The 10,652-nt window shown below is 38.0% G+C and carries 9 protein-coding genes; all 9 read right to left on the bottom strand.

Features of this window, described 5'->3' with window-relative positions; genetic code table 11:
• Positions 1-144: 144 nt before the first annotated feature.
• A complete protein-coding gene (locus AC220I_RS12895; RefSeq protein ID WP_486724252.1) occupies positions 145-1,491 on the bottom strand; it encodes a TldD/PmbA family protein in 1,347 nt (448 codons plus the stop codon).
• Between the two features lies 1 nt (position 1,492).
• A complete protein-coding gene (locus AC220I_RS12890) occupies positions 1,493-2,881 on the bottom strand; it encodes a TldD/PmbA family protein (protein WP_486724251.1) in 1,389 nt (462 codons plus the stop codon).
• A gap of 265 nt (positions 2,882-3,146) precedes the next feature.
• A complete protein-coding gene (locus AC220I_RS12885; RefSeq protein WP_486724250.1) occupies positions 3,147-4,055 on the bottom strand; it encodes a Ppx/GppA phosphatase family protein in 909 nt (302 codons plus the stop codon).
• 77 nt (positions 4,056-4,132) lie between these two features.
• The gene (locus tag AC220I_RS12880; RefSeq protein ID WP_486724249.1) at positions 4,133-4,435 is read right to left on the bottom strand and encodes an FtsB family cell division protein; all 303 of its coding nucleotides are present in this window, start codon (positions 4,433-4,435) and stop codon (positions 4,133-4,135) included.
• 22 nt (positions 4,436-4,457) lie between these two features.
• Positions 4,458-4,721, bottom strand: coding sequence for an RNA-binding S4 domain-containing protein (locus tag AC220I_RS12875; protein ID WP_486724248.1), 264 nt, complete (start codon positions 4,719-4,721; stop codon positions 4,458-4,460).
• Between the two features lie 137 nt (positions 4,722-4,858).
• Positions 4,859-5,137 carry an HU family DNA-binding protein gene (locus AC220I_RS12870; RefSeq protein ID WP_486724247.1) on the bottom strand — a complete coding sequence of 93 codons (279 nt, stop codon included), beginning with the start codon at positions 5,135-5,137 and terminating at the stop codon, positions 4,859-4,861.
• 94 nt (positions 5,138-5,231) lie between these two features.
• Positions 5,232-6,683 (bottom strand): bifunctional methyltransferase/pyrophosphohydrolase YabN, encoded by a 1,452-nt coding sequence (gene yabN, locus AC220I_RS12865; RefSeq protein ID WP_486724246.1) that lies wholly within the window; start codon positions 6,681-6,683, stop codon positions 5,232-5,234.
• 147 nt (positions 6,684-6,830) lie between these two features.
• Positions 6,831-7,838 carry a peptidylprolyl isomerase gene (locus tag AC220I_RS12860; RefSeq protein ID WP_486724245.1) on the bottom strand — a complete coding sequence of 336 codons (1,008 nt, stop codon included), beginning with the start codon at positions 7,836-7,838 and terminating at the stop codon, positions 6,831-6,833.
• 37 nt (positions 7,839-7,875) lie between these two features.
• Positions 7,876-10,652, bottom strand: a 2,777-nt coding sequence (gene mfd / locus AC220I_RS12855; RefSeq protein WP_486724244.1) for a transcription-repair coupling factor, incomplete at its 5' end; no start/stop codon positions are given.

Raw genomic sequence — 10,652 nt, 5'->3', positions numbered from 1 at the left:
TCTAAAAAGATAACACCCATTAAACAAGGTCCATTACATTGTAACATTTTTTCTATTTTCAGACTATTAAAAAAAGAAAAAGAATAGCATCTTCTAACATAAGTTTTTAACTTGCGAAAGAGGATGCTTTTCATTCTATGGTACTTATTCTCCTGATATGGTGAGTTTTTGGATTTTAATGCTTGGAGACCCCGTATATGCATCTCCCATAATTGTAAATTTCAAATCGTCTCCAATCATATCAATTTGTTTTATTAGTTCAAAATAGTTGCCCGCCACTGTGATTTGGCTAACCGGTTTATCGATCTTGCCATTTACAATATGGTAGCCATGACACTGTAATGAAAAATCACCTGATACTTGACTAACACCTGAATGTAAGCCCTGAAGACCTGTAATATATACACCGTCTTGGACAGACCCGATGATTTCTTCAAAGGTATATTTGTCAGGTTGAATATACAAGTTTGAAGCTGAAATACCAATAGTCCCCTTATAGGAGCCCTTGCTTGCACTTCCAGTTGATTCAACCCCATCTTTTTTAGCCGTCTTAAGATTGTGGAAATAGGTCTTCAACACGCCTTTTTCTATCATGAGGTTCTTCCGAGTGGCAACACCCTCAGCATCGAAGCTTGATGAGGCAATACCAACTGAGAGGTGCGGATCATCAATTAAAGTCAAATTGTCTGATGCGACCTTTTCATTTAGCAAGCCTTTAAATTTAGACAAGTTCTTTTGAACGTTCTCCGCAGATAAGACACCGTTAAAGACGCTCTGAAACTGCGCGAAGGTCTCATTTTTAAAGACGACTTCACACGATTTCGACTTTGTAGTCTTGGCACCTAAAAGGCTAAGGGCTTCCTCAGTTGATTCCTTAACAAGTTCTTCAATCGAGAACTTGTCAAAGTCATTTCCCACCTGATAAGCAAATCCCGTTCTAGTGTCTCCATTCGCTTTTGCAGACAACATCGTATAGACGATGCAAAAATTAGAATGGTCTGATATATCAAGACCTTTGGTATTCACAATTCTTCTATATACTTCTGATTCCTCGTAAGCACTACTAGAAACCTGATGAATTCGCTCATCTTGCTCTAAAATTGTCTTTTCAAGGGTCATTAGAAAATCGATCTTGTCTTTTACCGGAATTGGTTCAAGCTTTGGATTAAAAAGGGACAGAGTCGCATATGCTTTATCACCGGGAAAAATCATGACTTGATCTTCATTTTCAATTATTTTAGCATTTTGATAGGCCTCTTCAACCAACATCTCTACGGCACTATCATCTAATTTTTCGGTATAGGAATATCCCATCTTTCCGTCTATAATTCCCCTGTATGAAATACCGCCATTTTCTGACAAGCTGTATTTATCAAGCGCTTGTTTATAGACTGACATGGAGAGCTTTTTGGCATCTTGAATATAGATTTCCTGTGCTTCAAAACCCATTTGAGTACCCTTTTCAAAAAGTTGTTTTATCAAAGCATCCATATTATGCCTCCTCTCTTCCACCAACTGTTATTTCAGATACTTTTAGTGCTGGCTGACCAAGTCCAGCTGGAATGGACCCACTGACAGAGCCACACATGCCTTCATCTGATTCAAAATTATTTGAGATCATCTCAATTTTCTCGAGAATTTCAAGTCCAGTTCCGATTAAGGTTGCCCCTTTCACCGGCTTTGTTATTTTTCCGTTTTCAACAAGGTAACCCTCCTGAACTGCAAAATTAAATTCGCCAGTGGTCGGATTTACTGAACCACCGCCTAGATTTTTGGCATATAGGCCATATTCAACAGATGATACCATGTCTTCAAAAGTACTATTGCCATTCAAGATATAGGTGTTTGTCATTCTTGAGGTAGGTGCAAACTTATAAGATTGGCGTCTTGATGAGCCCGTTATATCCATATTCATTCTTCTTGCATTTAATTTATCAATCATGAATCCCTTAAGAACGCCATTCTCAATCAAAACATTTCTACGGGTTGGCGTCCCCTCATCATCAAAGCTTGCTGATCCCCACTCATTTAAAACGGTGCCGTCATCAACTGCATTCACGATATCCGAAGCAATTTTTTGACCAAGTTTATCCGCGAATACACTGTTGCCCTTTGCAACAGATGTCGCTTCTAAACCATGACCACAAGCCTCATGGAAAATTACGCCTCCAAATCGATTGTCTAGTATCACTGGGAACTTGCCACTAGGCGCTGGTTTGGCATCTAGCATGGTTAATGCCACTCGACTCGCCTCACGGCCTAATGCGGCTACATCAATTTGATCATAAAGTTCAAAGCCCTTTCCCGACCCCTTGCCTGCACGACCAGTTTGAAGACCCTTTTCATTTTCAGCAACCGCATTGATCATATATCGAGTTCGCGTTCTTAAATCCTCAACCATGCGGCCTTCTGTATTGGCAATCAAGACTTTTTGTTCATAGTCCATGTAATTCACAACGACCTGTTTAATAGACGCACTTGCTTTAGAAGCTTCTTCATAACCCTTGCGCATGAGTTCAACCTTAACAGCCTTATCAACATTTCTTGGCTGGATTAAAATCGGGTGAACGATCTCTGGCGATGCAAGGTGCAAATCAAAATTCATATTCAAAGGCATTTCATTGATTGCAGCTGCAGCTTTCTTGGCAACTTTAATCAGGTGATCTTTATCAGAATGGCTCGTATAGGTATAGACACTGTTAGTGCCTTTGAAAATTCTAATGCCAATACCAAAATCTCTGCCAGACAAGGCTTTTTCGACTTTTCCCATTGTCATTTCTATCGCTGTATTAAACCGGTCTTCAACAAATATTTCAGCGAAATCGCCGCCAGTTGAAACTGCCGCCAATAACACATCATGAATGACATTTTTATCAATCATTTGACACCTCCGTAAGTTCATTATCTGTTAAGCGTATAATTTTTTTTATATGGTGATTCTATTGTATAACAAATCAAAGGTCAAACACAATGCTTAATCGTGAAAAGACACAATCTATTCACAAGTTGTACATTCTTGCTCTGAGCTTGAAGAAAACAAATACGTCATATGAATAAAAAAAAGATGGTCGAATGATAACGCATTCAAACATCTTCTCTATTTTTAGTCATGCCAATCTTGTCCTACATGTTTATTACTTTTCATCTCAGATTGATTGCTTTAAACAATGGAACAAATAACCTTCTAGATTGTCAAAATCACTTATGATCATTTTCTCTGAATGAATTGAAGTCATAATACAATTTAAAATCACACCACCAGCATCTATAATATCCGCTCTTTTAGGCGCAAGTCCAATTACCTTCCTTTTTTCTTCAAGGTTTTTTGTCCTTAAGGCCTCCATTAAGGCCTGAATTTCATCGATTCTAATCTCCTGATTATGAACCAACTCACGACGATAGTCATCAATCTTCCTTGCCATGGTTAAAAAAGTCGTTGCAGTCCCACCAATGCCAATCAAGTCAAAGCGCTTCTCGGCTTTTATACGCTCTACGACATCTGATATTTCATGCTCAACGTGTGCAAGCATCGATTTGAAATCATTACCAAACATATTTGTCATTCTAACAGCACCCACATTGATGCTCTTTGAAAACTGTATACCATCTTGGTTGCCAATAATAAATTCAGTGGAACCACCACCAATATCAACTACAAGTTTCATATGACTTGGATGATTAACGCCTGCCATAACCCCTTCAAATCCAATCTCAGCCTCTTGCTGGCCAGAGATCACTTCAATCTTATGACCTGTTTTCTTATGTACTGCCTCAAGAAAGACGTCACGATTTTGGGCATCTCTAACAGCACTCGTCGCCATGATAAAAACAGCTTCCGCACCAAATGCGTCTGCCGCTTTTACGAACCGATCAATGGCTTCTACACTAGACGCCATACGGTCCATTTTCAGTAGCTTCGTTTCGTTAACCCCTTCACCAATGCGTGTCATTTCGAGGTCTTTTTCAGCTTTTACAATTTTTCCGTTCTCAATCTCCACTAAAAGGCAACGTATTGAGTTTGTGCCCACATCTATGGATGCATATCTATTATTCATAAGTAATCCTTATTATTCACGCGTTTATTATTTAAATTACCAAGCGTTTGTTCAACCATTTTCGGCATCTCACCCACTTAGTTGTCGTTTTCTTCAGTTTGTCCTTTTATCATATATATGATTTCATTGGGCTTAACCATTTTTAGTTTTTCTCTGGCTATCTTTTCGATCGCCTCAGTGGTTTGAGCGTATTCTAAGTCATCGTGAAGGCGTTCTATATCATCTTCAAGTGCATTGATCTCTTCATTTAAGTCACTTTGAGTTGCCTGATATTCTTTGAGTTTTAAGTCTGTCGTATACATACTATAGACAAAATAAACCACAAAGATTATTAATATTACAATTAATAAGCTGTTTCGCTTTAAAAATTTCTTAGTCATCACAAACACCTATTCCTAAAAATTAAAGATTTTCAATTTTTTCTTCTGATAGGATCTCATAAAGTTCTTTTGCGAGTTCTTTTTTGATGTGTTCCTCTAGGGCCGTTATTTTTAATGTCACTTTCTTATTGCCAAAAGATATAACGACTTCATCACCAACCGCGACTTCTGTGCCTGGTTTGGCAATTTTACCATTTACACTTATACGCCCTTGGTCACAGGCGTCTTTTGCGACGGTACGTCTTTTGATCAGTCTCGCATTTTTTAAGTATTTGTCTATTCTCACGGAGTGCCTCCTCTGACAGAATTGTCTCCAAAAGTTCTTGTCTTATCTGATTAATGGGGCTTGTGTATCCAATTGGTAAACATAACCCTTGTCTGAAAATAAAGAAAAAGCAGCTAAGCTGCCTTTTCTATGCTATATTACGCATTTACCATTTCTTTTAATGCTTTACCAGCTTTGAAAACAGGAGCTTTTGATGCTGGAATTTCGATAGTTTGTTTAGGATCTCTAGGATTTCTACCAGTTCTTTCTTTTCTTTCTCTAACGTCGAAAGTACCAAATCCTACTAATTGAACTTTACCGTTTCTTGCAAGTTCTTCTTCAACACTTTTCATAAATGCATTTAAAGCTAATTCTGCATCTTTTTTAGTTAATCCTGATTTTTCAGCCATGCTAGCTACTAATTCAGCTTTATTCACAATAAAACCTCCTCTTAAATTATAAAGTTGTTTTAACTATAAATAGTATACGTTGAAATTTCAAGTTTTACAAGAGTTTTTGAATATTTTTTTATTATTTCTCCCATAATTTCGCTTGACCCCATAAATTATCCATTTTATCAAGCAAATCACTATTTGGAACCTCGTTATTTTCAGCCAATTTTTCCTCTACGAACTTGAATCTTCTTATGAATTTATCAGTCGCCTTAGCAAGTGCAATCTCTGCATCGATTTTTAGGTGTCGTGCAACATTTGATATGATCATCAAAAGATCACCCATCTCTTCTTCAAGTTTAACAAAATCTCCTGCCTCAATTTCCACTTTAAACTCATCCAGTTCTTCATCAATTTTTTTAATGGCATCAATCACATTTTGCCAGTCAAAGCCAACATTGGCTGCAATTTTCTGAACTTTTTGGCTTCTAATGAGCGCAGGTGTACTTGTGGAGACCGCATGCATTGCTTCATGAATTTTTTCAGTTTGCTTTTCTTTGGCTTTTATAGCCTGCCAATTAATCAGAACCTCATCGGATCCCGATACATCAACGTTTCCAAAAACATGAGGATGTCTTCTAATCATTTTTTGACATATGCCGTCTGTGATATCCTCCATGTTAAAATAACCTTCTTCGTTGGCAATGGTTGCATGAAATACCACTTGAAGTAGGACATCGCCAAGTTCATCGATAAGGGCCTCATCATCTTCAGAATTTACAGCATCAAGAACCTCATAAGCTTCTTCCACAAGATATCTTGTGAGCGAATGATGCGTCTGTTCTCTATCCCAAGGGCAGCCATTTTCAGAGCGCAGTTTTACCATAATCTTCTGTAAGTCGTCAAAGGAGTAACCCGCCTCTAAAGATGCAGGAACAAAGAGACTTGTTAGATGATTAAAGCGATCGGGATTTCGATCAAGTTCATATAAGGGGACACTTTCTATTCGCTCAAGTGATTCAATACCAGCAGCATTCACGATAACCACCTCATGATCGTCGCCATATCTTGTCATCAATTGGAGTTTTACAGAGGAAGCCACAATTTGATTGTAAACTTGTATGATCAACCTGTCTTTCTTTGGATTTAATGCTTCATCTTCAATTTTAAGACCATCTACAATTTCTAGCCCTTTTACCGGATCGTATTTCAGTGCCGTTATAATGGCATCGATAAAGCTTACCCCGTGAACAATCTTAATATTGGTCTCAGGATGCATTTGTAAAATCAATTCCACAGTTTTCTCTGCCACGAAGGGGTTACCAGGCACGGCATAGATCACATCATCCTCCTTTGCGAGTTCTATCACGCGATCTGCAATCACCTGATACGTCTCATCAAAGGTTTCCGCAGCTTCATAAACCGAGTCAAAGCTGACATAATGCATGCCTTTCTCAACCAAATACTCTACCACAGGGTGTTTGTCTGTTCTTAGATAAACCACTGCCGATGAGGTTAAAGCTTCTATTGCCTGAATCGTCAGGTATTCTTTTCCACCTGGTCCCATGCCCACAATTGTAATTTTATTCATAATGTCCTACCTTCTCTATATTTAAACCTTCACGCCTAATGCGTCAGCATGAATTATGTAATTTTACCCACCATTGCCATCAAGGCGTATCTCAAAATTCTATTTTATAAAAAAGGGTCAGACGATTTATCATCTGACCCAATTGTCTTAGTTTGCTTTTTCTTCTGTTACTTTATCTAAAAAAGTTTCGATTGTAGCAGCAGATTTTAATTCATCCATTTTTTGAGTGAAATACTCATAAGAAAGCGTCTTTTTTAATTCTTCTTTATGAAGATTGACAACCTCTTCATCTTCTCCAGCTGCGATCATATCATTAATGGTTTGAATGTCATCCACTTTAATAATATGGTAGCCGAATTGAGATTGAATTGGCCCGCTAACCTCACCCACTGCAAGACTAAATGCCACATCTTCAAACTCTTTTACCATAACGCCTCTTGCAAAATAACCTAAGCTACCACCGTTTGAAGCTGAGCCTGGATCTTGTGAGTACTCTTTAGCCAGTTCGGCAAAATCTTCACCCGCATTTAATTTCTCTTTTACAAGATTAGCTGTAAGATCATCATTTACGAGAATATGACTTGCACTCACTTGAATTGGTGTTGAAGCATATAATTCATTTAACTTAGCTTCATCTTCGTCAATGCTTGAATTGATCAAACGATCGAACTCATTTACCAATAAGCTGCTTTCAACTTGTTTCTTTAAAAAAGCGTCATCTACGCCTAACTCGTCATACATTTTTTTTACTTCTTCGTTTGCCGATACTTGCTCTTTCAATTCGCCAAATTTTTCATCAAGTACTGTTGCATCCACTGCATAACCTGTACCCATAACATAGTCACGCATTAATTGCTCTGATACTAACATGTCTACGATGTCTTGTTTTAAAGCTTCACCAAACTTAACGCCATTTACATCTCTCTCTAATACATCATCACCGTAATTTTTTTTGTAAGTGGATTCATACATGCTGTAGAATTTGTTAAATGTATCTAATTCAATAACTTGATTGTTAACGACTGCAATAGCATTAGTAGTATCAACCTTAGGTGTGCTTTCCTCTGCAGGTGCAGCTGCTGTTGAACATCCTGTCATTACTAGCATCATTAACACTAACATCACTGCTAGCATCTTTTTTAAATTTGTCATCATACCCTCTCCTTGATTTTATTGCGAAAAATGAATATCACTATTCTATATTACTATACTCACAATAAAAACTATATATTTTTTCTATGAAATTTTCAAGCATTGTTAATTGTTCTTCTTTTTTTCTTAATCTGTTTGTAATTTTGAGCTTCATAACCATAGGATTTCCAGCATAAAATTGTAAATTTTTAGGTTCTACTTCCACAATTTGTCCAATGAAGAGTGGATTGATTTTGGCATCTGAGATAAACTTCATGATAAAGTGTGTACCATCCTCTGAGACCTCTTCAATCCACATTTTTTCAACCATGGATTTTACAAAGGCAATTTTCATCAGATTGTTCACAGAAGACGGAACCGTACCAAAACGGTCTTCAATTTCCTCATACACATTATCAAATTGCTCTCGACTTTCGATAGAAGCAATTTTCTTATAAATCTCAATTTTCATCTGGTGGTTTTTAATATATTCATCTGGTATATAGGCATTAATCGCAATATCCATCTTAGCCTGAGGAACTTCAGTGACAATTTCACCTTTTTTACGCATAATGCTTTCTTCAAGCAATTTGCAGAAGAGATCGTATCCAATAGCCTCCATATGGCCGTGTTGCTGGGTACCAAGTACATTACCAGCGCCCCTGATTTCAAGATCTCTCATGGCAATCTTAAAACCAGCACCAAGCTCGGTGAATTCCTTGATTGCCCTTAGCCTCTTCTCAGCGATCTCATTGAGGACCTTGTTCGTTTGATAGAAGATATAACAATAAGCCAACCGATTGCTCCTGCCCACACGTCCTCTGAGCTGATAAAGCTGTGACAAACCAAAGCGGTCTCCATCGTTAATGATGATGGTATTGACGTTTGAAATATCAAGACCCGTCTCTATAATGGTCGTGCAGACCAACACATTAAACTCATTATTCATAAAGCTCAACATGATTTTTTCGAGCTTGTGCTCGTTCATTTGACCATGTGCAAAATCGACCTTAGCGTCTGGCACCAATTGACTTAACTTATGTGCAACCTGATCAATATCAGCAACGCGATTGTGGACAAAAAAGACTTGGCCCCCACGCTCTAGCTCTCTAATGATGGCTTCCCTAACCAAGAACTCATCAAATTCCACCACATAGGTTTGAATCGGATACCGATCTTCGGGTGGATCTTCTATAACACTCATGTCTCTGATGCCAATCATAGACATATGAAGTGTTCTCGGAATCGGTGTTGCAGAAAGCGTCAACACATCAATATTCTCTTTCATCATCTTGATTTTTTCTTTATGTTTAACGCCAAATCTTTGTTCCTCGTCGATGATAAGGAGGCCCAAATCTTTATACTGAATGTCATTTGACAATATTCGATGGGTACCAATAATCACATCCACCACACCAGTCCTGATGTTCTCAATGATCTTATCCTGTTCTGCCTTGGTTCTAAACCTAGACAGCATTTCAATCTTTGCGGGGTATTTTGAAAATCGCTCAACAGTATTGTTATAATGTTGTTGGGCTAAAATTGTCGTTGGTACAAGTATGGCAACTTGCTTCGAATCAAGCACCGCTTTAAATGCAGCCCTTAAGGCAACCTCAGTCTTGCCGTAGCCCACATCGCCACACAAGAGTCTTTCCATTGGGAGCTGGGCTTCCATATCCCTTTTAATCTCTTCAATACACTTAAGTTGATCATTGGTTTCCTGGTAGGGGAACATATGCTCAAATTCTCTTTGCCAGTCATTATCTCTCGAAAAGGCATAACCGCGTCTTGCCTTTCGTTCTGCATATAATTCGATGAGCTCATCTGTCATTTCCTCAATTGATCTTTGAGCACGTTGCTTGGTTTTTTTCCACTCAGTGCCACCCAGTCTATTGAGCTTGAGCTTATCATTGTCTGTCCCAATGTACTTTTGAATAAGGCTTGAACTCTCAACTGGAATATATAAAAAGTCATCTTGAGCATAGCGAATCTTGAGAAAATCCTTGCGTGTCATGTCAATTTTCATTTGCTCCACGCCTACATATTGGCCAATACCATGACTTTCGTGAACGATGTAATCACCAATAGAAAGCTCTGAAAAAGCCTTAATTACCTTCCCTGAAGAAGCTTTTCTACGGGTGATTCTCTTGCCTTCGCCATAGAGTTCATTTTCAGTTAAGACAATTGCCTTAAAGGTATCAAAATAGAAACCCTGTGCTATATTTTGTTGCACGAGAATGGCTTGACCACTGAGCGCTTTTTCATAATGAGATGCTTGATCAATGGCAATATCGTAGGTTTGCATAAGTTCAAAGAACTTCTGCTTTCTTTGAGCATCACCAATTGCAATAATCAAATGATAACCACTGAGTTTCCACTTCTTTATTTCCAGTGCCATTTGTTCAAACTTACCATAGTATTTAGACAACTCTCTTGATGTTATCTTGAGGATTTGCTCAGGCTCAAACTGATCCACTTTCTTAATCAAAAGTTCATCAAGCACAAGTGTTTTTTTCTTTAACATGGCTAAGATCTGCTCAAACTCAAATATCCTACCGTACTGTTCTTTGATAACTTCATTTCTTTCAAGAAAATCTGTAAACTGCCTCGAATATTCTGTGATGTATTGTTTAATCCTCATTAAGCATTGATTGTTGCCAATCACAAAGACAATTGGGTCCTTTTGATATTCAAGCAGAGAGTCTGCTCGATCAAAAAGAACAGAAAAATAAGGATCCAGATCATCAGATATTATCCCCTCTTTGAGATGTTCAATCATGGCTTCAACACGTTGTCTTTTTTGAGCCTTATAGCTGGATTTGATTTGATTAAGCTTTA

Source organism: Fusibacter sp., from assembly GCF_057447755.1.
This window is presented reverse-complemented; position numbering and strand designations above follow the sequence as displayed.

Excerpts from the sequence above, each read along its gene's own strand:
- AC220I_RS12895 (WP_486724252.1), bottom strand. The coding sequence starts at position 1,491 with ATGGATGCTTTGATAAAACAACTTTTTGAAAAGGGTACTCAAATGGGT.
- AC220I_RS12890 (WP_486724251.1), bottom strand. The coding sequence starts at position 2,881 with ATGATTGATAAAAATGTCATTCATGATGTGTTATTGGCGGCAGTTTCA.
- AC220I_RS12885 (WP_486724250.1), bottom strand. The coding sequence starts at position 4,055 with ATGAATAATAGATATGCATCCATAGATGTGGGCACAAACTCAATACGT.
- AC220I_RS12880 (WP_486724249.1), bottom strand. The coding sequence starts at position 4,435 with ATGACTAAGAAATTTTTAAAGCGAAACAGCTTATTAATTGTAATATTA.
- yabN (WP_486724246.1), bottom strand. The coding sequence starts at position 6,683 with ATGAATAAAATTACAATTGTGGGCATGGGACCAGGTGGAAAAGAATAC.
- AC220I_RS12860 (WP_486724245.1), bottom strand. The coding sequence starts at position 7,838 with ATGATGACAAATTTAAAAAAGATGCTAGCAGTGATGTTAGTGTTAATG.